We start from the raw sequence: 22,490 nt of genomic DNA on the forward strand, positions 1-22,490 counted from the left end.
AAACTCCTGTTCAACTATTTTATATTACAATACACCTAGATGCAATTGCTGAGATTCCGCGCAATTGTAAATAGCTTGTTTTTCTACCTCACGAAAAGAAAAAGACTCCGATTAAGCATACAAACTTAAACGAAGTCTGGCAAATTTTATTATTGTTTATTTTTACATAGATTGTGCATCTGTTTCGTCTACGTGAGTATGTACATCTAGCTCTCTATGCATATTTTCTTGCATAAACGTTAACTCAAATACTTCTTTTAACTTACGGACAGGAATAATTTCAATTCCCTTGATCGTATACAAAAATGGTTGCATATTTTCAGCAGGAATAATGACTTTCTTAGCTCCCGCTTTTTTCGCAGCTTTTATTTTTGCGTATACACCACCAATAGGCTTTACTTCTCCGTGTATACTTATTTCACCTGTCATCGCTACTTCATTATTTACATACGTGCGATGCACCGCAGAATATACACCTGTTGCCATAGCGATTCCTGCAGAAGGGCCATCAATTGGGATACCCCCTGGAAAATTAATATGTATATCGTATCCTTCTGGCAACACATCTAAAGAACGAAGTACTGTTAATACATTATCAACAGAGCCTTTCGCCATACTTTTACGACGAATAGATTTCGTTTGACTACCAATACTTTCTTCTTCCACAATTCCGGTAACATTTACCGATCCTTTATCTTTCGCCGGAATTGCTGTTACTTCAATTTCTAATAACGCACCTGTATTTGGTCCGTATATAGCAAGACCATTTACAAGACCAATCCTTGGAATCGGATAAATGCGCTTTTCATATTTCGGTGTAAGCTGACTTGAGTGAACAACCCACTCTATATCTTCATCCTTAATGAAAGAACGTTCTTCATTTATCGCCATACCCGCAGAGATTTGCACGAGATTAATCGCTTCTCGTCCATTCCTTGCATACATCCCAATCATCTCAATACCATTTTCACCTATTTGCATTTCCACTTTTTCCGCGGCATTTTTCGCTACTTTTTGAATTTCTTCCGTATCTAATTCACGGAAAAATACTTCTAAGCAACGTGACCGAATAGCAGGAGGAATTTCCTCTGGCGAACGTGTCGTTGCTCCAACTAAGCGAAAATCTGCCGGTAAGCCTTTTTGGAAAATATCATGTATATATGTTGGGATCATTGTATTTTCTTCACTATAGTACGCACTTTCTAAAAATACTTTTCGATCTTCTAACACCTTTAACATTTTGTTCATTTGAATCGGATGGAGCTCGCCAATCTCATCAATAAACAAAATACCACCATGTGCATCTGTTACAGCACCTTTTTTCGGTTGCGGAATACCTGCTTGCCCCATCGCCCCAGCACCTTGATAAATCGGATCATGCACCGAACCAATTAAAGGGTCTGCGATACCACGTTCATCAAACCGAGCTGTTGTCGCATCAAGTTCAATAAATGTTGCATTCGTACGAAATGGAGATTTAGGATTTCGTTTCGCTTCTTCTAATACAAGACGTGCTGCCGCTGTTTTCCCAACACCTGGTGGGCCATATATGATTACATGTTGCGGATTCGGACCACAAAGAGCCGCTTTTAACGACTTAATCCCGTCCTCTTGCCCTACAATATCTAAAAAGGTTGTAGGACGCACCTTTTCTGCTAGCGGCTCTGTTAAAGAAATCTCACGCATTTTACGAAGTTGTTCTAATTCTTTTTTCGATTCTCGATCAATTGAAACTTTTTGTGTTCGTTGATTTCGAAGTAAATGCCAGAAATACAATCCGACAATTACACCAAAAACAAGTTGAACAACTAAAAATATATTTGTCCAGCTCATTATTTATTTCCTCCCGCAATATTTTATCTCTTAGTATTTCCGCGGAGGAACGTAGCTAAACATAAAGAAAAACAGCAATTATAAAAATTGCTGTTTCCCTTTCGCATTATGCAGATGTTTTTGTATCAAGTACAGTACCGTCTTGTAACACCAATTTTGGCGGCTCATTATCAGCTACTGTTTCTTTTGTAAGAATACACTTCTCGATATCTTTACGAGATGGAAGTTCGAACATTACATCAAGCATTAAGCCTTCAATAATAGAACGAAGTCCACGAGCACCCGTTTTACGTTCAATTGCTTTTTTCGCAATTTCGATTAGTGCACCTTCTTCAAACTCTAACTCAACATCGTCAAGCTCCAATAGTTTTTGGAATTGCTTAACAAGTGCATTTTTCGGTTTCGTTAAAATATCAACAAGAGCATCTTCATCAAGTGGCTCTAGGTTCGCAATAACTGGAAGACGACCGATAAACTCTGGAATTAAACCAAATCTTAAAAGATCCTCTGGTAATACGTGAGATAAAACATGCTTCTCATTTACATCAGCATTTTTCTTCTCAGAACCAAATCCAATTACTTTTTCACCAAGGCGACGTTTAATAATCGGCTCAATGCCATCAAACGCTCCACCACAAATGAATAAGATGTTCGTTGTATCAATTTGAATAAACTCTTGGTGCGGATGCTTACGACCACCTTGAGGTGGAACGCTTGCTACAGTACCTTCTAAAATTTTCAGAAGTGCTTGCTGCACACCTTCACCAGATACATCACGTGTAATTGATGGATTTTCGGACTTACGTGCCACTTTATCAATCTCATCAATATAAATGATTCCTTTTTCCGCTTTCTCTACATCATAATCAGCTGCTTGAATTAATTTTAGTAAGATATTTTCTACATCTTCTCCAACATATCCAGCTTCTGTTAAAGATGTTGCGTCCGCGATTGCAAATGGAACATTTAGAATACGCGCTAACGTTTGTGCAAGTAATGTTTTACCACTACCTGTTGGCCCGATAAGTGCGATATTACTCTTCGCTAATTCTACATCATCAATTTTGCTGTTAGAATTAATGCGTTTGTAATGGTTATATACCGCTACCGCTAGTGCTTTTTTCGCGCTATCTTGCCCGATGACATACTCATCTAAGATTTCACGAATTTCTACCGGTTTCGGTACATCTTTGAATTCTACTTCTTCGTCCTTCGCAAGCTCCTCTTGTACAATTTCAGTACAAAGTTCGATACACTCGTCACAAATGTAAACACCTGGACCTGCCACTAACTTTCGAACTTGCGTTTGTGTTTTACCACAGAAAGAACATTTTAATTGCCCTTTTTCATCATTAAATTTAAACATATTTTCACACCCCTTACAAAGTGCTAACCTCTTGCCTTCGTATGTACACGATAAATGTATCGTATGTAAATACATATTATGTCACTACGTGGCGAGAAATACAAATAATATGACTAGTTATGTACAAATAAAAAATTTTTAAAACTTTTGAAATATGTATATTCGACTTGTAAAGGAACTTTTCCTTCTCCATCGAAAAGTTTTATAAATATATTTCTATATTTATAAAACAAGGCACGATTTTAATCGTGCCTTGTTATTTTATTATGCAGCGTTTTCTACTAAGAAGTCTACAGCTTTACGCACTTTAAGATCTTCAGCTAAAGCGTCTACGCTTCCAAGAGCTTGCTTGATAGCGTCTACTGGCATACCGTACATTTCAGCCATTTTTTCAACTTCTGCAGTTACTTCTTCTTCAGTAACTTCGATGTTTTCAGCTTCAATGATAGCTTCAAGAACAAGATTGATTCTTACACGTTTTTGTGCATCTTCTTTCATTTGCTCTTTTAATTTGTCAGCGTCAGTACCTGTGAATTGGTAGTAAAGCTCAAGATTCATACCTTGTTGGCTTAAACGTTGCTCGAATTCACGAACCATACGATCTAACTCAGTGTTGATCATAGCTTCTGGAATTTCGATTTCAGCGTTAGCAGCAGCTAATTCTACTACTTCGTCACGTACTTTGTGCTCAGCTTCGTGCTTTTTGCCTTCTTCTAAGTTTGTGCGAAGTTTTGCTTTTAATTCATCAAGAGTTGCAACCGCTTCGTCTGCTTCTTTAGCGAACTCGTCGTTTAACTCAGGAAGTTCTTTTGTTTTGATTTCATGAATTGTTACTTTGAATGTTGCTGGTTTGCCAGCTAATTCAGCAGCATGGTACTCTTCTGGGAATGATACTTCAACGTCTTTAGACTCACCAGATTTAAGACCGATTACTTGCTCTTCGAAACCTGGGATGAATGTACCAGAACCGATTGCTAGAGAGTAGTTTTCGCCTTTTCCGCCTTCAAATGCTTCGCCATCAACGAAACCTTCGAAGTCGATTACAGCTGTATCACCGTTTTCAACAGTTCCTTCTTCTTTAACAACTAGTTCAGCTTGACGCTCTTGTAAAGATTTTAATTCGTTCTCTACATCTTCGTCAGTTACAGTTGTTTCAACTTTTTCTACTGCTAAACCTTTGTACTCACCTAATTTAACTTCAGGTTTCACTGTAACTTTTGCAGTGAAGATAAGGTTAGCATTTTTTTCGAACTTCTCGATGTCGATTTCAGGATGATCAACTGGGAAGATACCAGCTTCTTCAATCGCTTCACCGTATGCTTTTGGTAAAATGATATCTAAAGCATCTTGGTATAAAGATTCAATACCAAAGCGTTGTTCGAATAATGGACGAGGCATTTTTCCTTTACGGAAACCTGGTACGTTAATTGTTTTTACTACTTTTTTGAACGCAGCGTCGATAGAGTTGTTTACTTCTTTAGCATCAACTTCGATTGTTAAAACGCCAACGTTACCTTCTAATTTTTCCCATTTTGTAGACATTTATTCTTTCCCTCCAACTATAATAATGTATGCACATACCTCTATAGATTAAGATCTTCATTATCTCTTTTTTGAAATAACAAATACACAAATAATCCTCTAGCAAAAGCTTTCAGATATAATGTTCCAATCTACTAATTGCCCAGAAGACAACTACGGTATATTTTGTTCGAGAATAATATGAAACATATTAAGTAAGAGAATTACACTTCTCTTCTCTTACAAACAGGCAGTTTTCTGCCTTTTGCAACCCTTACATTATAACATAGAATATGCTCGTTTCAAGAACTGAACGATTCTTTTTCATAATTATACAGGCAAATATCCTTCTCTTTCAACACGTAATAACCATTGATAGGCAATATGAAACTCTTCCAATTCGATATTGTATGCTGCCATAAGCTCTTCTTCATCAATAGCCAATCCGAAACGCTTTCTTCCAATTCTCTCTAAAACAGCTGACCAAATCTCTTCTTTATCCATTAATAGAGCGAATGGGAAAATGCTAATTTGCAATTCTTTCCAATATGTAACCATCGCTTCAAATATATCGGGATAATTTTGCTCTAATCGACTTGATAATTTATGTATAATGTTATTGGATTGCTCCTCATTATGACCTGTAAATGCTGGAATTACCTTAATCATATTCCCAAACTTTTCTACCTCTATTTCCTCTTCTACCTGACTTTCTATCATTTTATACAAAATAGAAGTTTTCAAATAGGGGTGTTGCTCTTCATCTATTAAAAATTTCTTTAAAACAGGTAATGCAAGATCTAAGTCTTTTAATGAAAGTCGCTGAATCGCTCTTAGCTTCTGTCCAAAGTTTTCTCCAAAAATTTCATGAGTAAACTCATTCAACTCAAAATTTGAATCCACTAGCGATGCGTCTCCCTCATTTAGCATACCTTCTGCAAATAAAGCAAGCTGCGCTAATTTTTCCTTTTGATCAGGCATTATATCTTTCGTTTGTAAAACCTTTTCAACAGTTTCAATAACACCTTCATAATCATTTGTTTGAACTAAAATAGTCACGTACGTTTCAAGAATATCACCAAATAAGACAACTCCTGTTTTAAGCAACTGTTCACATTTGCCTTTCGCTTCTTCCATACGTTTTAATTCGAGTAAACAAATAACTGAAGCTAATTCCGTTTGTTCCGTTTCCGCATTATACTGACGTAATATTTCAAAGCAGCGCAATGCATCTTCGAACTTCCGCTCTTTCAACGCTAAAAAACCTTCATCAATATAGCGCTCTGATAGCTGCGGAAACAATACGACCGTATTTTCTTTTTTATCCATACGTCCGCCTCTTTTTCTTGATTTTAATTATGTTCAAAGTAAATATATCAAATGCGTAATGAGAACACAACATCCCCAAATTATTTGTTTGAAATATGAAAATATTTAATTTTTACATTCCAATACAAATAAATCTCTACTAAAAATTAAAATTGTACAAATAAAAATCCCCAGCAACAAACGCAGAGGATTCATCATTAATGGAAAGCTTTTATAATTGTGGGGTATATTACAAGGGTAATAATTTGGAGAACAATAATTGCCATAACAATCATGCTAAAATAGAAGATTGGTTTACTTCGCTTCATTAAAAACATAATAATAAGCATCGTACAAGCAAACAAACTTAAGAAGAACAAACTTGTTGTCGAACTAAGTATACCACTTGGGACAAAGAACAATAACACTACACTACAAGTACCTATAATTCCAAATAACCATTCCATTCATTCACTCATTCCCTTTCCCTCTCATGGCTGTTTTCTCTAAGCAATCAAATGTTTCACAACATCAACTACATACGTTAATTTCTCATACGCTACAAATCCAAAAGCAACCGTCAAGCCCGTTACAACTAATCCTTTCATCATTTCTGCCTCCTCGTTTTATCGTTGTTATCTTCATTATAAAAGATTAGCAATTTCTTACCATCGAACTACCTTACAGTTACCTTACAGAATTGTAAGATTTCAAAAAGAGATTGAAAAACACCTCATATCGCTTGAGGTGTTTTTCACGGAATTTATTTATAATCACTTGCAAAATTAACTTTTTTCTCTTGGTTATTTTTCGGAGAATCCACTCTTAAACTAATAGATTTACTAAATAATTTAGGATCAAAATAATTATTCATTACTTTTCTTAACTTACCTTCAGATATTTTCATATTACAAGAAAACAAAGGATGAAGATCATGTTAATATATTTTTGTACAATTAAGAATTTAATTTACAAGGGGGATTATATATGTTTAAAAAAATGGCCGCAGATGTATTAGGACTAAGCGATGTAGGTTCTGTTATTACACCTAAAGACTATGATAAGGTCGATGCCGATGATTATGTAATGCATGAAGATGGGGAGAAAATTTACTTTCTAATTAAATCGAAATCAGATGAATATTGCTTCACAAACAAAGGGTTAATTCACTTAGACGGTACAAGCGCAACAAGTAAAAAACGTACACTACGCCGCTTTAGCTATAGTAAATATCAAATTAAAAACGTAGCGCTTGAAACTGCGGGAACGATTGATTTAGATGTAGAAATTAAGTTCCAAATGGGCGATGAGCATTACTCAATTGATGTTCATAAAAAACATATTGAAGAATTAAAAGATTTATATAAGGCTTTACTTAAAATCGAAGAAATTTCATACGACAACGATATTACATTACAATATGCACACAAAAGTTTAGATATGGCATCTAATGCCTTTAGCCGCATTTCAAACGCACAAGTAAACTTAGCAGAGCAATTTAAAGAGATGAACGAGATCGCCTTTAACTGGCTTGTTGATACGAAGAAACAATATAATGTGAAAGATTATGGTTTTGTCTTTGACAAGTTTATTAACAACTAATTTAAAACAAACAAAAAACCTTGTTATCAAAAGATAACAAGGTTTTCTTAGCGTCCCAGGAGAGATTCGAACTCCCGCTCCGCCCATTTCCGTACTATTTTATATATTTTGACCGCAGTCTTAATATATCTTCTCCTTCGCGAATGCCTGCCGATCCTTTCCTCACATTTTTTACGACAGTCCAATTCGGGTTAGTTTCATCACCGATGTTCTGTACTGTAAAATTGCCATCACCATATTTCCGGTGACCTTCCGCCAATTTCTCCGTTAAATCATTCTCATTTGATCTCGCCATCTTTGCGCCATCTCCCTTTTTTATACGACCTTCTTAAACCATCTAACCAATCACAGGTCCAGTCAATTGGAGATTCTCGTTTTCCGCTTCTATTAATTGTAACACACTACCGGGAATAAGTTCCGATAACTGCTGCTGAATTGTACTAGAATGGTAAAGAGTTTTATAATATTGTAAGTAAACAATTAAGAGAATCTGGATATGGATTTGAGTTCCATCATAAACCTATTGATTCTTTAAATTAAATAAGAGGAATAGGGCGCATAAATGGCGCTCTTTTTATTTAAGAAAAAGAAGTACATATGCAACTGCTTAATATCAAAGGAAAGGTCGCAAATATCAAGAATGAACTACACCTATAACCCAAACATCAAATTTTAGACAAACAAAAAACCTTGTTATCAAAAGATAACAAGGTTTTTTTAGCGTCCCAGGAGAGATTCGAACTCCCGACCGTACGCTTAGAAGGCGTATGCTCTATCCGGCTGAGCTACTGGGACATGGAGCGGGTGAAGAGAATCGAACTCTCGACCAGAGCTTGGAAGGCTCTTGTTTTACCACTAAACTACACCCGCATATGTTATTTTCTTTTCTTCGTTAGCGCCGTTGCCCTATCGACAATATTTATTATATGTATAACCACACATAAAGTCAACACCTTTTTTAAAAGAGGATAAATTTTCTTATCCTCTTTTAAAAACTGCTTGTTCAACTAGTTGTCCGTCTAACGTTTCAAAACGAACTTCCATTTGATTTTCATCCATTTCTAATAAAGCAAATGTCTTTTCTACACGCTGACGTGGTAATAAAATACTGCCTGGATTAATAAATAAAACGCTCTCGATTAATTCCGCACCTAATACGTGAGAATGTCCAAAGCATGCAACTTGCGCTCCCACTTCTTCAGCATGGTACGCTAGCGTTTGTAATGTCATTTTCACATTATGGCGATGTCCATGCACAACTAAGAAGCGAATTCCATCTACATCAGTTACAATTTCATCTTGAAAGTTAGCATAATCACAGTTTCCTTTTACAACACGGAAACCTTGCAGTTCTTCATGAGCAGGCGTTAGCTCTGAATCACCGCAATGAATCATGATATCTACTTTCCCTTCATATTTCTCTTTCAACTGCTGTAATTCCTTCACAGAGCTATGACTATCACTTACGATTAAAGCTTTCATCATTCTCTCTCCCTTATTCTCCTAAAAACCATTCCGGGATTTTTTCTTCTAATTTACGAAGAGCACGGCCACGATGGCTAATAGCATTTTTCTCATCTGAACTTAGTTCCGCCATCGCTTTTTTATATTCTTCCACATAAAAAATCGGATCATATCCAAAGCCGTTTTCCCCGCGGCGTTGTTCTAAAATAAATCCTTCACATGTCCCGTTTACAATGACAGGCTTTTTATCACCTTCAGGGAAAGCAACTGCTAATGCACAATAGAAACGAGCTTTACGCTTTTCAAACGCTACTTCATTTAATTCTTGTAACACTTTATCAATATTCGCTTGATCATCTTTCGGCTCTCCAGCAAAACGAGCTGAATACACGCCTGGTTTCCCGTTTAACGCATCTACAATAAGACCTGAATCATCCGCAATTACAATTGCATTCAACTGTCTACTCAAACTATCCGCTTTTAAGATCGCATTTTCTTCAAATGTTTCACCAGTTTCTTCGACTTCTTCAATATGAGGAAAATCGTGTAATGATTTCACTTCTAAATCAAATCGCTCAAATAACTCAGCAAACTCACGTACTTTCCCCATATTTTTTGTCGCTACAACAACTTGTTTCATACTTTCCACCTCTACTCTATATGAGATACGATGTCACCTAAAGCTTCTTTTTGCATATCAATCAGTTGGAAAATGCCTTGTTCTGCTGCATCAAGTAGTTCATTTAACTGCGCTCTACTAAACGTCGCTTCTTCTCCAGTTCCTTGCACTTCAACAAACTGGCCTTTTCCAGTCATAATCACGTTCATATCAACGTCTGCTTTAGAATCTTCTGCATAGTTTAAATCTAAAACAACACCTTGTTCTTCAACAATCCCTACTGACGTTGCTGCTAAATAATCTTTTACTGGAATTTTAGATACTTTTTCTGCTTGTAATAACTTCTCAAACGCTAATACCATCGCTACATATGCACCTGTAATAGAAGCTGTTCTCGTTCCACCATCCGCTTGAATAACATCACAATCAATCCAAACCGTTCTCTCACCAAGCGCTTCTAAGTCAACTACCGCACGTAATGCTCGTCCAATTAAGCGCTGGATTTCCATTGTACGTCCTGTTACTTTCCCTTTACTTGACTCCCTAATTGTACGTTGTTCTGTCGCACGTGGAATCATCGCATATTCAGCTGTTACCCAGCCCTTTCCTTCTCCACGCATAAATGGCGGGACACGCTCTTCAATTGTCGCTGAGCAAATCACCTTTGTATCCCCAACCTCAATTAATACTGATCCTTCTGGATGTTTTAAATAATTCGTATGAATATGTATATGGCGTAATTCTGTTTTCTCTCTACCATCTACTCGCATAAAAATAACCTCCTCATAACTACTCGTTAGTATAGCCAAATTTAAATGTATGATATGTATACAATAAAAGAAGGAGAACCCAAAAAGCAATTCTCCTTTCTTACTTAAGTATATCAAATTATTCAAGATTAAAAACTACCTGTATTCACGTTTTCTGGACGATCTACAGGTTTTATTAACTTTCCGCCCTTTTCATCTATAAGATTTGCTTTTCCATTTACTTCAATAGAAATATTTTTCACACCTTTCTTTTCTGTTAAAGATAAAACTAACGACTTCAATACGTAATTTGAAATCATATTTTTATCTGGGTTTACAAATATATTTTCATTAAAGTTTAATGTAAGGTTTCCGTCTTGTAATTTCGGATTCGTAATAAGCTTAACGCCTGGATTAAAATCATTTAGGAGCGATTGATGGATCGGACCTTTTACAAGCTCATCTATAATTGCTGCATAGTCATTTTCTTTACCTTCCGCAACGCGGCGTGTGACTGGTACGTAGTATTGCTGTTTATTATTATTTTGCGCCATAAAATACAGTGTGACTGGTTTTGTATTTGTTACATCTGTTACTTGTTCATCATCGAAGTTAATACCATTTGCACGGCTCACTCCTTCACCAAGCGGTGTACCACCAACCGGCATTTTTGCTAATTTCTCACCATTTATTTGGAACTGCACTTGTTTTATCTCTGTAAATTGCGTCAACGTCCAAGCTATAGATTCAACAATTTGACGCTCTTCTTCTTTCGCATAGTTTTTCATTTCTTTAGAGAAATCAATAACTGCCGTTCCGTCCTTTTTCAAATCTAAGGTCATCGTTGTATTCGCCGGAATGACTGCACGAAACCCATTTGGTAATAAATTCGTTACCGGTCCATCTTTCACAAGGTATTCTAACGTTTGCTTCACAGTCTCATTTGCTTTCGGAGTAGGTATAGCTAACGTTTGTGGTACAACATAACCATTTTTATCAACAAGGTATAGTTCTCTATTTACCATTTGCCCTTGCTTATCTTTTTTAGCTACTTCTTTCTTCCCACCCTCTGTATACGTAACTTGTTTTGGCGGATCAATTTGTTCAGTTGCTTTCTCTTGATTTATAAAGCCACACCCTGTTAGTAAAACAGCGCTCACAGTAGCACCAACAACCCATTTAAAAGTGGATTTAGGCATGCCATTCCCCCCTAAAATCTAAGTTTGTACTATTATGTATACGAGCTGTTTCACGTTTTAGAACAAGCTGTGCCTCTTATAAATTGAAACTTTAATCAGCAGGGGTCTTACTACCCAGCAAATAGCAAGATAAAACAAAAACTCCTGATTTCTCAGGAGCTCACTTATATAAATTCTACTATTATTCTTTTTCTAAATGAATATGCTTCACATTTTCAATCGGTTGACCGAACCATTTGGATGCAATTTCTTTAAACAAGCCTATTTTTCCTGTTGTTAAGAAGAGATGATCGCTTTGTTCTTCTCCTTCATTCAACATTTTACTATGATATAAGATTGTACTTACTTCACGTGCTGTTTCATCACCAGAACTAATTAGTTGTACTTTATCTCCCATTACTTTTTTAATAACAGGTCCTAAAATCGGATAATGTGTACACCCTAATATAAGTGTATCAATATCGGTACTTTTCAGTGGTTGCAGCGTTTCTCTTACAACTTCATACGCCATTTCACTTTCGAAATTCCCACTCTCTACAAGTTCAACGAAAGGTGGACAAGCTAAACTTTCTACCATAACACGGTTATTAATAGACTTTAACGCCTCTTCGTATGCACCACTTTTCACCGTTCCAATCGTTCCAATAATCCCAACGTGATACGTGTTTGTCACTTTTAAAGCTGTACGTGATCCTGGGTGAATAACTCCTACTACTGGAATTGGTAATTGTTTTTGCATCTCTTCTAATACAACTGCAGTTGCTGTATTACACGCAATAACTAACATTTTAATATTTAAATCTAGTAAATGCTCCGTCATTTCCCACGTAAATTGACGTACTTCTTCTCGAGAACGTGGACCATAAGGACAACGTGCTGTATCTCCTAAATATATGATACGCTCTTTCGGCAACTGACGAATTAATTCCTTTGCTACTGTTAAACCGCCAACTCCTGAATCGATAACACCGATTGCTCTATTCAACTTCATCACCCGTTTTCTCATTCATCATCTTTTATGCTTATCATTATATTTTACACACTTTAAGTTCGCTCACTTCAAATGCTTCTGTATGAAAATTTTCATTTTCCCATGTATAGACTAGGACCTTTTTTATTTTGCTCCTTTTTTTCGTAATTTGCAAGATAGAAAAATAACCGACCTTCTATAAGAAAGTCGGTTTCTTCTATATAAAGTGCATATTCATTGCTCCATCTTTTTTTGAAAAGAAGACATTCCCGTTAATAAGAAGAAATGAGCAGAAATTAAAATGACGATAATTTATTTACAGCCCTTTTTATAGCCTTACCTATTTCCACGCTAGACTGTGGATTTTGTCCTGTAATTAAATGACCATCTACTACTACATGCGGCGTAAAATTGGGGGCTACATAAAACAAAGCTCCTTCTTCTTTCAACTTACTTTCTAACAAAAACGGAACGCGCTTTTCTAAATGTACAGCTCTTTCCTCATCGTTTGTATAACCTGTTATACGCTTACCCGCAACAAAAAACGAGCCATCCTTATTTTTCACACCGACTAAAGAGCTTACTCCGTGACAAACAGCCGCTACAATCCGTTTATTGTTATACATATTCTCAATCAAATTTGCTACATATGGATTACCTGGAAAATCTACAATCGCCCCGTGCCCACCACCAAATAAAACCGCATCATAATCCGAAAAATGAACATTTGAAATCGGCCTCGTATTTTGCAATAAAGAAGCTACATGCTTGAATTCGCGAGGTATACCATTCGGAATAGACACTCTATCTATAGGTACTCTCCCACCTTTTATTGACACAATATCAACATCAAACTTAGCCTTTTTAAATACATGATAAGGAGCTGCGAGCTCTTCCAGCCACAAACCAGTCGGGTGTCCATTCATATCATGAGCACTTGTTGAAACTAACAGTATCCTTTTCAACATATCCCCTCCTTATTACCTATTTATGTATGGAGTGTTCTTATCATTCATATAGCAAGTGAAGCAAACAAAAAATAGCCGACTTTTATATAAAAGTCGGCTGCTTTCTTATAATTCGAGCTCTCCCATACGAAGAAGCTCCACAACTGCTTGTGAACGTCCTTTAACCCCTAGCTTTTGCATTGCGTTTGAGATATGGTTGCGAACTGTCTTTTCACTTATAAAAAGTTCACCTGCAATTTCCTTCGTTGTTTTATCTTGAACCAGCAATTCAAATACTTCTCTCTCTCTCTTTGTGAGTAAAGGTTTAGATTGATACGCTTTTTCCTTCAACTGGTATAACCCTCCTTGCTTAAGCCAGAGCTGTGTATGTGTAAGTTGGGTGTTTATTTAGTCAAGATATTGTATGAACGAAATGTGCAGGTGGTGAATGAAAATGGGCTTTATTTCCTATGTTATTTTAGACTTTTATACAGTGCGTACACTCTTTTTATCCACTTACTTTCCAACGCGCCATATTTGTTCTAGCAATATACTTACAACCGTACCTACAAATAAACCATTACCGAATATATATTGCATAACAGACGGCAAGGATTGGAGTGCTCCAGACGGTAAAAACATAACGCCGCTGCCAAATAATACTGCAACGCCTAAGATCGTTACATTCCTTTCACTCATCGGCACTTGTTTTATATTATTAAATCCAATTCCAATTAACTGTACGAACGAAGCCATTAAAACAGCCGATGCAACAGCTGATGGTAAAGATGCTAAGTAACGAATAATACTTGGAAAAAGAGACATTACGACTAGTAATGCACATGCCATTAAGAACGATCGTATATACTTTTGTTTTGTTAAACGTATAAATCCTGCCGTTGCTGGTAACGGAACGACACCTACAGTTGAAAATACAGAAGAGATGAGATGTGAAATCCCCCCAACCCATGTTCCATCTTTCAACTGTTTTTGTTCAATAGTCGCTTTATGAATAGTTGCTTGATTAATTGCTATAATAGCTGCCACCGTATTCGAAACTAAAATACATACCATAACGAAACTTGATACAGCCATACCTGTATTCCATTTTGGAAGTCCCCAAGCAAATATATGTGGAAGTTGCACAAAATGGGTTACTTGAGATGGGATTGTCACTTTTCCTGCAATGAGAAAAATAATCCACCCACTAATTAATCCTATTAAAACTGCATAACTTTTGACAAAGCCTTTTCCAAAATTAGATAGTATAATAACGAACAGAAATATACTAAACGCGATCATTGCTGTAAATCCGTCGATTTGAGAAATAGTAGCTGTAATTCCTAACATTCCTTTTAAAAATACACCACTTAATTGTAAACATAATAAAAGTAAAAACGTCCCTGTCACAAGCGGCGTAAATAAAAATAAAATACGTCCTATAAAACCAGTTACTCCTAATCCTATTAAAATAACACCGGAGATTATCATTCCTAATTCTAAAATTTGCAGTGTACTATGTAATTGATCCTGTCCGGCCGTTGCATAAGCAAGTACGGTAAATACACCAACCCAAGATCCAGCCGGCCCATCCGCAATTGGCAGTCTATGCCCAAGCCACCCTTGTAAAAAAGAAGATATACCAACTACAAAAAACGTACGCTGCATTAAATAAAATATTTCTTCCGTCGTAAGATGAAATAATCCGCCAACGACAATTGGTAGTGCGATTGAATTTGCTAATAAAAATATAAACCATTGCAAAGTTCCCATAATATGATTTTGGTTATGTTGATTGTCCAATTTTTTCATCCCTTCTAGCTTTCCTATAAAAATATATTGTAAGAATAAAAAAGAAGAGTTCTATACTCACCATTAGAACCCTCCTCAAAATATTTAAACGATTCTTCTACACAAGATTATTTAATTCCACCTCATTTAAACTTCCAACAACAATATTTCCTTTATACACGACTAAACGTTTTTCTGTTTGACGCGCTACTGCTTCAGCAGCGCATGTCGCATTCGTCAAAACAAAGCTCGCTTCATCCCCTACATTCGGCCATACTCGCTTCCCTTCATTATTTAACGTTTCTTTTCCTCCTGTAATAAAGCGGAGTGCTTTTCCTAAAGACCTTTCGTCACTCCACCCAAAACGCTCTGCTAATCGATTCGCCTTTTGAAGCATATCACCTGTTCCAAACGGTGACCAATGATCTGTAATGCTATCATTGCCTAATGCAACCTTAACACCTTTTTTATCTAATAACGGAATTGGGATTACTTGTTTACCAATTGGCACTGTTGAAGTAATATCGATATTTACATTTGCGAGTCTTTCTGCCACTTCTTCAGCCTCTTTATCAGTAACACCACCAAGTCCAAGTGCATGACTAATCGTTACACGGCCTTGCCATCCTGCTTCTTCTGTTAAACTTGCCAATCTCTTCATCGTAAACGTTCCAAGATTATTCGCATCGTGCAAATGAATATCAACATCCGCATTAAATTCTACTGCGATATCCATAATTGTATGTAATGACTTTTCAATGTCATTATCTACTGTAGCTGGATCTACTCCCCCGACTAGATGAGCACCCATACGCATCGCATCTTTCACGAGTTGCACAGAATCACTGCGCAATAATCCATGTTGCGGAAACGCAACAATTCTACTAGACACTCGATTTTTATATGTTTCTAATGCCGCTAACGTCGCCTCCAGATTACCAAGCCCAATAATCGGATCGACATTACAATGCGTTCTAATATTCGTTGCACCATTTTGCAGTAGTAACTCTAGCATATTTTCCGCTCTATTTTGGGCAGTCGCTAATTGCTTTGGTAAAATTTTTTCTTCTTCATTAAAACGTGTAAAAATACTTTCTGCTGGCATACAAGCTTTCCATGGGCCACTATAATATGTTTTATCAATGTGAATGTGCATCTCTTTGAAAGCTGGCAACATTAATAAGTTCTTAGCATCAAAAGTTACTATATCTTCCTCTTGAACAATCCCTTTTATAATTTTTTTAATTCGACCATCTTCAATAAGTAAACTGCATAATTCTGTTTCTGTTTGTGAAATTCTCTCTTCTTCATATGTATATCCTGATTCAAGCATTACGTTAGTCAACCAATATACCGTCATCTCTATTTCCCCACCCTTTATTAAAAATCACCTCATAACTACAAGTTTAATATCCACTGAAAATTAAGACAATTAATACGATCACTTCTCACAAAAAAATGTAATACAACCCCATAGTCTTCTCATAAATTTCCATATAGAATAAAAGTATGCAGTTTGATATAAAAAGGAGTTGATTGGAATATGTCAAAAAAGTTATGTAAATCCGAAACTGATAAAATGCTATTTGGTATATGTGGTGGTTTAGGAGAATATTTTGATATTAGCTCTACTCTTATTCGTATCATTTGGGTTATTGCTGTTTTATGTTTTGGGACAGGATTTTTAGTTTATTTCATTTGTTTATTACTTATGCCACGTTCGTACTAACGGCATTATTTCACATACTTAAGAAGAGCAAATCACCTATAGAATCCTATAGGTGATTTTTTCATGAAGAATATTTCATCGTTAAATGTAATACCGCTACTTCTTCTTCTTCATTTTTATAAATATGCTTCTTATTCGCTTCAAATTGAATGGAATCAAACTCATTTAATTCGTATACATCATTCTCCACTTGAATAGACACTTTCCCTTTCATTACCGTTACAAGCTCAATCGCACCTTCATGATGAGCTTCTGGCTCATATATACTATTTGATCGTAAACAAGCACGGTGCATTTCCATCCCTGTTTCTTTCGTATAACGGAACATCGTTTCTAAATGCCACGCTTGTCCTTCATCTACTGCAAATCCTTCTCCACAGCGCGCAACAGCTACAGGTTCTCCAACAACCATTAATCTGGATAAAGGAATTGATAACCCTTTCGTTATTTTCCAAATGACAGCTAGTGTCGGATTTGTTTCCCCTCTTTCGATCTTTCCTAATGTTAATTTACTAACTCCTGTTTTATGAGCTAATTCTTCTAAACTTAATTTCTGTTCATTTCGAATTTGTCTCAATAACTGTCCAACTTGTTGAATGACTTCTTTCGTTTGCATATCTTCATTTTCTTTCATATATAAAACCACCTTAAAGTATAAAATAGTTTACTTTTAATAATTAAAAGTATATCATACTATACATAATTATTTATTTTCGAAAGGAGTGTTATACTTCATGCGCGCAATTTTATTAGGTCTTTTATCATCGGCCTTTTTTTCTGCAACCTTTATTATTAATAGAGCAATGAATGTATCTGGAACGAGCTGGGCTTGGACAGCTTCCTTCCGTTTTTTATTTGCTCTTCCTATTTTATTCCTTATCGTTTTATTTCGCAAAAACTTTAGGGGATTATGGGAAGAGTTAAAAAAACATCCATTGGCATGGATCGGATGGGGTTCTGTTGCCGGTATTGGTTTTTATTCTTTATTAAGTTTCGCAGCTGTCTTTTCTCCAGCTTGGCTCGTTGCTGGAACTTGGCAAGTTACGATTTTAGCTGGTTTACTACTATCACCACTATTTTTCGTGAAAATAGAAACAAAATCAGGTACGAAACTTGTACGTGGAAAAATTCCACTTCGTAGCTTATATGTTGCATTATTTATTTTACTTGGTGTAATTTGTATGCAAGCAACTGCCGCAGGCCATATTACAATGACTCAGTTCATTTCAGGTTTTTTACCTGTCGTATTAGCCGCTTTCTTATATCCGTTCGGTAACCGAAAAATGATGGAGCTTGTTGGTGGACGCCTTGATACGTTCCAACGTGTATTAGGAATGGCAATTGGAAGTCTTCCTATAACAATCTTGCTTGGTATATACGGATTTTCTACTACTGGCATTCCAACATCCAACCAAATACTTCAAGGATTTTTGTTAGCATTATGTTCCGGCGTTATTGCAACGATGACATTTTTCTTTGCTACTGACTTAGCAAAAGATAACCTCGCTCTACTTGGAGCTGTTGAAGCAACACAAGCTGGAACGATGGTCTTTACCGTACTTGGAGAAATCATTTTCTTAAATGGTTCACTCCCTGGAGGACTTTCTCTCATCGGAATGATTATTATCATGTTAGGAATGGTTGCAAATAGTATTTTAAACCGTTCTGTTCCAGTCGTTAAACAGAAAAAATCAGCATAAAAAAAGGGTGTGGTTCTATAGAGATGAACCATACTCTTTTTTATTGTCCCCCTATTTCGCCTTATCAGAATAGTATTTCATTGGCTGCTTATACTAAAACTTATGTTATAATACGTTTCATGCGCATTAATAGGAGGTAAATTATGTTAAAAAAAGCAATCGCTGAATTTATTGGTACATTTGTACTTGTATTATTCGGAACTGGAGTAGCTGTCACTGGCGGCGGAATTGAAGGAATTGGAACATTAGGAATCGCTATGGCTTTCGGTCTATCTATTGTGGCTATGGCATATAGCATCGGAACAATTTCTGGATGTCACATTAACCCAGCAGTATCAGTAGCTATGTTCATCAACAAACGAATGAACGCTATGGAACTTTGTTATTATGTATTAGCTCAAATTTTAGGTGGTTTATTAGGAACTGCAACGTTAGTAACAATTTTAAAATCTGCTAAAACACCTTTAGATAATTTAGGACAAAATGGTTTCGGAACTCTTGGTTTATCTGGAGCATTTTTAGTTGAGTTCATTTTAACTTTCGTATTTATTTTAGTTATCGTTGCTGTAACAGGTAAAAAAGGAAGTTCTTCTTTAGCTGGACTAGTAATTGGTTTCACATTAGTTTTAATTCACTTATTAGGAATTCCGTTAACTGGAACATCTGTTAACCCAGCTCGTAGTATCGCACCAGCTTTATTTGTTGGTGGAGAAGCACTTTCTCAACTATGGGTATTCATCGTAGCACCAATTCTTGGTGGTATCTTCGCAGCTATCATAGGTAAATTCATTTTAAATACTGAAAAATAGAATTTTCAATATTTCTGAATAAAAAAAGGCGAGCCCTCATTATGAGGAAGCTCGCTTTTTTATTCTTTCATTTTAGACTTTAAATTTGTAACTAATTGATCTACCGTTACTTTTGCAAGTACGTTTTCCATCGCTTCTTGCGCTTGCATTAAAATAATTTCTAATACTGATTGAATATTAGCTCCTACTGGACATTCAATGTTGGGATTTTCATGGAAGGAAAATAGCTGTCCTTCTTCTACAACTTCCACTGCTTTATATACATCAAGTAATGTAATTTCTTCTAAATCTCGAGCAAGTGTCGTACCACCTTTACCAGCTTGTACATCAACAAGTCCTGCTCTCTTCAACATTCCTGTAATGCGACGAATCACAACTGGATTTGTATTCACACTACCGGCAATCCATTCAGAGGTACAGCGAGAGTTTCGATCTATCGCAAGTAATGTCAGCATATGAACACCTACTGTAAAACGACTACTAATCCCCATCTGCACACCCTCCTTTTTATTCATTCTATTAAAAGACGACTCTTATCATTATATACTATTTTTAATTTATACATAAAGAAAAAGCATGATTTCAATAGGAAATCATGCTTTTCTCTCATTATTGACGCTTTATAAATTTCGCTAAATCTTTAAATTTCACTTTATCTGAGTAATTCATTACGCCGTTTACGTAAATGCGGCTTGTAACAGCATTTAATACCGCAATTGTCGCCAATAAGACTGCTAATGTTATCGTAATTTCTAGCATACCTGCTTCACCAGCTACAATACGTGAGAAGGTAACCATCGGTGTAAAAAATGGAACGTAAGAACTTACAACGACGATAGTACTATTCGGATCACTTAATGATTTAATACTAATAAAGAATGCAGCCATAATTAAAATCATTACCGGGAAAGATACAGCTTGTAAATCCTCCGTCTTAGACACGACAGCTCCAGCAGCAGCATACATCATCGCATAAAGTAAATATCCCGTAATGAAATAAACAAGAAACATGCTGATAACCTTTGCATCTAATTTCGTAAAGTCAATTGGAATACCAAATAGTGAGGCACTTTCTAAATCGACCCAACCTAACAAATATGGAATAAGATAACCACACGCCAATATGACAAGTTGCAATAACGCCGTTGAAACAACCGCTAAAATTTTCGCATACATCATCGTAAGAGGCTTCACTTTCGGAAGCATTACTTCCATTACACGTGACGCCTTTTCAGATGCAATATTCATTGCGATTGTATTTCCGAACGCTACAATAAACATATATAAAGCAAATGTAAAGAAATAGGCAATTCCGAAAGAAGATGTACGATCTTTTATCGCTTCTTGCTTTACTTGAATTTCTGTTTGTAATTGCTGTGCAATTTCTGTTGAAACATTATTTTTGGCAATCGTCACCATCGTATATTGTTGCTTTAAATATCCTGCCATAATTGCAGAAGTTGCTTGGCTTGGAAATCCATTATACATATATGTAATCGATGGAGCCCCATCCTTTTCCGTCACATGGAATAGACCATCTAAATCGCCTTCTTCTACTTGCTTATGCAGTTTATCAAAATCATCCTTTGAACCAATTGTTATTTTTGCTGATGGCAATAGCTTATTTAGCTCATCTTTTTGTACTTTATATGTGGAACTCTCTACTACAACTGCAATTTTATCTTTATCCTTATTTTTATCATCGCCTGAAGTAAAATGATTAAATGCAAAAATCCCAAACACAACTAAAAATAAAATCGCACTCGTAATTAATGATTTTTTAGATAAAAATGCTTCCCTAAAATAAAATGAAAATACGTGAGAAAATTTACGCATCGTTATTTCGCCCTCTCTACAAAGATTTCGTTTAACGTCGGCTCTAACATTTTGAATTGTCGTAAGCTAACACCTTGCTCTTGCAACTGTTGCAAAATCTTGAGAGCTTCCGCATCGTCTTGTACTTTCACATAAAGAAGGCCTTGTTGTTTTTCATACGATACATGTATAGCTTCTAATCCCTTTTCATTCTCTACTGTATCTTCAATCGTTAAATTACGGAAACCGTATTCTTTCTTAATATCACTTAGCTGTCCTTTTACGACTGCTTCACCTTTTTTCAAAATACATACATGTTGGCAAAAAGCCTCTACTTGTTCCATACGATGACTTGATAAAATAATCGTCTTTCCGCTCTGTACTTGTTCTTCAATAATACTAGCTAACATCCCAGCATTAACTGGATCGAGGCCGCTGAATGGTTCATCTAAAATGAGAAGTTCCGGATTATGAAGAAGAGCAGCAATTAATTGGATTTTTTGCTGATTCCCTTTTGAAAGCTCTCCAGCCGTTTTAAATTTATATTCTGGTATCGCTAAACGCTCTAACCAGTGATCAATAGCGTGATCCACTTCTTTCTTCGACATTCCTTCTAATCTACCAAAATATCGCAGCTGATCTATTACTCTACTTTTTGTATATAAACCTCTTTCTTCTGGTAAATACCCAATTGTTACACCACTATTTCCAAATGCTTTTCCATCCCATGTAATCGAACCTTCATTAGGCGTTAATAATCCGAGAAGCATTTTGATTGTTGTTGTTTTCCCTGCACCATTTCGTCCAAGTAACCCTAGTACTTCACCTTTTGGTAACGAAATTTGCAAACCGTTAACTGCTTTTGATTCCCCAAATTGTTTCGTTAAGTTTTGAATTTGTAAACTCAAGTATAAAGCCTCCCCTTTAGTATCATTCGTACTCTCTTTCAAAGACTATGTTTATTCAAGACAAAATATAGCACCGCGCTTCATCCTCTTATATGTAAACATCGTCATTAATCCATCATTTGTTCTATTTAGTTAAAATTGTAAATAACAAAGTTCTTTT

General features: G+C 36.0%; 23 protein-coding genes, 2 tRNA genes and 1 pseudogene. 5 read left to right on the forward strand and 21 right to left on the reverse strand.

What is annotated here, in order from left to right:
* Nucleotides 1-162: 162 nt before the first annotated feature.
* The 5 genes from lonB to ACQGSG_RS05045 form a co-directional block, all read right to left on the reverse strand.
* Nucleotides 163-1,833 carry an ATP-dependent protease LonB gene (gene lonB, locus ACQGSG_RS05025; protein ID WP_325842540.1) on the reverse strand — a complete coding sequence of 557 codons (1,671 nt, stop codon included), beginning with the start codon at nucleotides 1,831-1,833 and terminating at the stop codon, nucleotides 163-165.
* A gap of 106 nt (nucleotides 1,834-1,939) precedes the next feature.
* Nucleotides 1,940-3,199: an ATP-dependent protease ATP-binding subunit ClpX gene (gene clpX, locus ACQGSG_RS05030; RefSeq protein WP_000472289.1), complete on the reverse strand. Its 1,260-nt coding sequence runs from the start codon at nucleotides 3,197-3,199 to the stop codon at nucleotides 1,940-1,942.
* Between the two features lie 264 nt (nucleotides 3,200-3,463).
* Nucleotides 3,464-4,741: a trigger factor gene (tig, locus tag ACQGSG_RS05035; protein ID WP_000105215.1), complete on the reverse strand. Its 1,278-nt coding sequence runs from the start codon at nucleotides 4,739-4,741 to the stop codon at nucleotides 3,464-3,466.
* A 309-nt stretch (nucleotides 4,742-5,050) separates the two neighbouring features.
* A complete protein-coding gene (locus tag ACQGSG_RS05040; protein WP_325842538.1) occupies nucleotides 5,051-6,049 on the reverse strand; it encodes a hypothetical protein in 999 nt (332 codons plus the stop codon).
* 197 nt (nucleotides 6,050-6,246) lie between these two features.
* Entirely contained in the window at nucleotides 6,247-6,495 is a 249-nt protein-coding gene (locus ACQGSG_RS05045; protein WP_001983650.1) for a hypothetical protein, read from the reverse strand.
* Nucleotides 6,496-7,015: 520 nt separating this feature from the next.
* On the opposite strand from ACQGSG_RS05045, the gene ACQGSG_RS05050 reads away from it, so the two are divergent.
* Nucleotides 7,016-7,630 (forward strand): PH domain-containing protein, encoded by a 615-nt coding sequence (locus ACQGSG_RS05050; protein ID WP_000473868.1) that lies wholly within the window; start codon nucleotides 7,016-7,018, stop codon nucleotides 7,628-7,630.
* Nucleotides 7,631-7,724: 94 nt separating this feature from the next.
* Here ACQGSG_RS05050 and ACQGSG_RS05055 read toward each other — a convergent pair whose 3' ends face one another.
* The gene (locus ACQGSG_RS05055) at nucleotides 7,725-7,925 is read right to left on the reverse strand and encodes a hypothetical protein (RefSeq protein ID WP_000124460.1); all 201 of its coding nucleotides are present in this window, start codon (nucleotides 7,923-7,925) and stop codon (nucleotides 7,725-7,727) included.
* 152 nt (nucleotides 7,926-8,077) lie between these two features.
* On the opposite strand from ACQGSG_RS05055, the pseudogene ACQGSG_RS05060 reads away from it, so the two are divergent.
* Nucleotides 8,078-8,170, forward strand: a pseudogene (locus ACQGSG_RS05060) (DUF6572 domain-containing protein); the annotation flags it as partial.
* Nucleotides 8,171-8,351: 181 nt separating this feature from the next.
* Here ACQGSG_RS05060 and ACQGSG_RS05065 read toward each other — a convergent pair.
* The 11 genes from ACQGSG_RS05065 to ACQGSG_RS05115 all read right to left on the reverse strand — a co-directional run bounded on the left by ACQGSG_RS05065 (nucleotide 8,352) and on the right by ACQGSG_RS05115 (nucleotide 16,729).
* Nucleotides 8,352-8,425, reverse strand: a tRNA-Arg gene (locus ACQGSG_RS05065).
* Nucleotide 8,426: 1 nt separating this feature from the next.
* Nucleotides 8,427-8,500: transfer RNA gene (locus ACQGSG_RS05070), tRNA-Gly, on the reverse strand.
* A 108-nt stretch (nucleotides 8,501-8,608) separates the two neighbouring features.
* Entirely contained in the window at nucleotides 8,609-9,112 is a 504-nt protein-coding gene (locus ACQGSG_RS05075) for a metallophosphoesterase (RefSeq protein WP_325842536.1), read from the reverse strand.
* A gap of 13 nt (nucleotides 9,113-9,125) precedes the next feature.
* The gene (locus tag ACQGSG_RS05080; protein ID WP_000815943.1) at nucleotides 9,126-9,734 is read right to left on the reverse strand and encodes an XTP/dITP diphosphatase; all 609 of its coding nucleotides are present in this window, start codon (nucleotides 9,732-9,734) and stop codon (nucleotides 9,126-9,128) included.
* An 11-nt stretch (nucleotides 9,735-9,745) separates the two neighbouring features.
* Complete coding sequence (gene rph, locus ACQGSG_RS05085) at nucleotides 9,746-10,483, reverse strand: ribonuclease PH (RefSeq protein WP_001261765.1); 738 nt, start codon at nucleotides 10,481-10,483, stop codon at nucleotides 9,746-9,748.
* Between the two features lie 128 nt (nucleotides 10,484-10,611).
* Nucleotides 10,612-11,661 carry a spore germination protein GerM gene (gene gerM / locus ACQGSG_RS05090; RefSeq protein ID WP_001126749.1) on the reverse strand — a complete coding sequence of 350 codons (1,050 nt, stop codon included), beginning with the start codon at nucleotides 11,659-11,661 and terminating at the stop codon, nucleotides 10,612-10,614.
* Between the two features lie 181 nt (nucleotides 11,662-11,842).
* Complete coding sequence (gene racE, locus ACQGSG_RS05095) at nucleotides 11,843-12,652, reverse strand: glutamate racemase (protein WP_000774005.1); 810 nt, start codon at nucleotides 12,650-12,652, stop codon at nucleotides 11,843-11,845.
* Nucleotides 12,653-12,927: 275 nt separating this feature from the next.
* Entirely contained in the window at nucleotides 12,928-13,599 is a 672-nt protein-coding gene (locus ACQGSG_RS05100; RefSeq protein WP_325842534.1) for a type 1 glutamine amidotransferase domain-containing protein, read from the reverse strand.
* A 105-nt stretch (nucleotides 13,600-13,704) separates the two neighbouring features.
* A complete protein-coding gene (gene gerE / locus ACQGSG_RS05105) occupies nucleotides 13,705-13,929 on the reverse strand; it encodes a spore germination transcription factor GerE (protein WP_000659484.1) in 225 nt (74 codons plus the stop codon).
* A gap of 165 nt (nucleotides 13,930-14,094) precedes the next feature.
* Nucleotides 14,095-15,390 (reverse strand): purine/pyrimidine permease, encoded by a 1,296-nt coding sequence (locus ACQGSG_RS05110; protein WP_000732141.1) that lies wholly within the window; start codon nucleotides 15,388-15,390, stop codon nucleotides 14,095-14,097.
* 97 nt (nucleotides 15,391-15,487) lie between these two features.
* Nucleotides 15,488-16,729 (reverse strand): amidohydrolase family protein, encoded by a 1,242-nt coding sequence (locus ACQGSG_RS05115; protein WP_000219559.1) that lies wholly within the window; start codon nucleotides 16,727-16,729, stop codon nucleotides 15,488-15,490.
* 183 nt (nucleotides 16,730-16,912) lie between these two features.
* Here ACQGSG_RS05115 and ACQGSG_RS05120 point away from each other — a divergent pair, with 183 nt between their 5' ends.
* Nucleotides 16,913-17,098 carry a PspC domain-containing protein gene (locus ACQGSG_RS05120; protein ID WP_000038411.1) on the forward strand — a complete coding sequence of 62 codons (186 nt, stop codon included), beginning with the start codon at nucleotides 16,913-16,915 and terminating at the stop codon, nucleotides 17,096-17,098.
* Nucleotides 17,099-17,159: 61 nt separating this feature from the next.
* Here ACQGSG_RS05120 and ACQGSG_RS05125 read toward each other — a convergent pair whose 3' ends face one another.
* Entirely contained in the window at nucleotides 17,160-17,732 is a 573-nt protein-coding gene (locus ACQGSG_RS05125) for a helix-turn-helix domain-containing protein (protein ID WP_000661924.1), read from the reverse strand.
* 100 nt (nucleotides 17,733-17,832) lie between these two features.
* Here ACQGSG_RS05125 and ACQGSG_RS05130 point away from each other — a divergent pair, with 100 nt between their 5' ends.
* On the forward strand, nucleotides 17,833-18,798 hold the full coding sequence (locus ACQGSG_RS05130; protein WP_030028417.1) for a DMT family transporter: 966 nt from the start codon (nucleotides 17,833-17,835) through the stop codon (nucleotides 18,796-18,798).
* A 143-nt stretch (nucleotides 18,799-18,941) separates the two neighbouring features.
* Nucleotides 18,942-19,607 carry an aquaporin gene (locus ACQGSG_RS05135; protein ID WP_097946110.1) on the forward strand — a complete coding sequence of 222 codons (666 nt, stop codon included), beginning with the start codon at nucleotides 18,942-18,944 and terminating at the stop codon, nucleotides 19,605-19,607.
* Between the two features lie 59 nt (nucleotides 19,608-19,666).
* On the opposite strand, the gene ACQGSG_RS05140 is transcribed toward ACQGSG_RS05135, so the two are convergent.
* The 3 genes from ACQGSG_RS05140 to ACQGSG_RS05150 form a co-directional block, all read right to left on the reverse strand.
* Nucleotides 19,667-20,098: an Rrf2 family transcriptional regulator gene (locus ACQGSG_RS05140; protein WP_098605538.1), complete on the reverse strand. Its 432-nt coding sequence runs from the start codon at nucleotides 20,096-20,098 to the stop codon at nucleotides 19,667-19,669.
* 118 nt (nucleotides 20,099-20,216) lie between these two features.
* Complete coding sequence (locus ACQGSG_RS05145) at nucleotides 20,217-21,443, reverse strand: ABC transporter permease (RefSeq protein ID WP_001224977.1); 1,227 nt, start codon at nucleotides 21,441-21,443, stop codon at nucleotides 20,217-20,219.
* A gap of 2 nt (nucleotides 21,444-21,445) precedes the next feature.
* A complete protein-coding gene (locus tag ACQGSG_RS05150; RefSeq protein ID WP_000058117.1) occupies nucleotides 21,446-22,330 on the reverse strand; it encodes an ABC transporter ATP-binding protein in 885 nt (294 codons plus the stop codon).
* Between the last annotated feature and the right edge of the window lie 160 nt (nucleotides 22,331-22,490).

This window comes from Bacillus sp. GMa5/1, assembly GCF_050172015.1.
GTDB classification, from domain to species: Bacteria; Bacillota; Bacilli; order Bacillales; family Bacillaceae_G; genus Bacillus_A; species Bacillus_A cereus.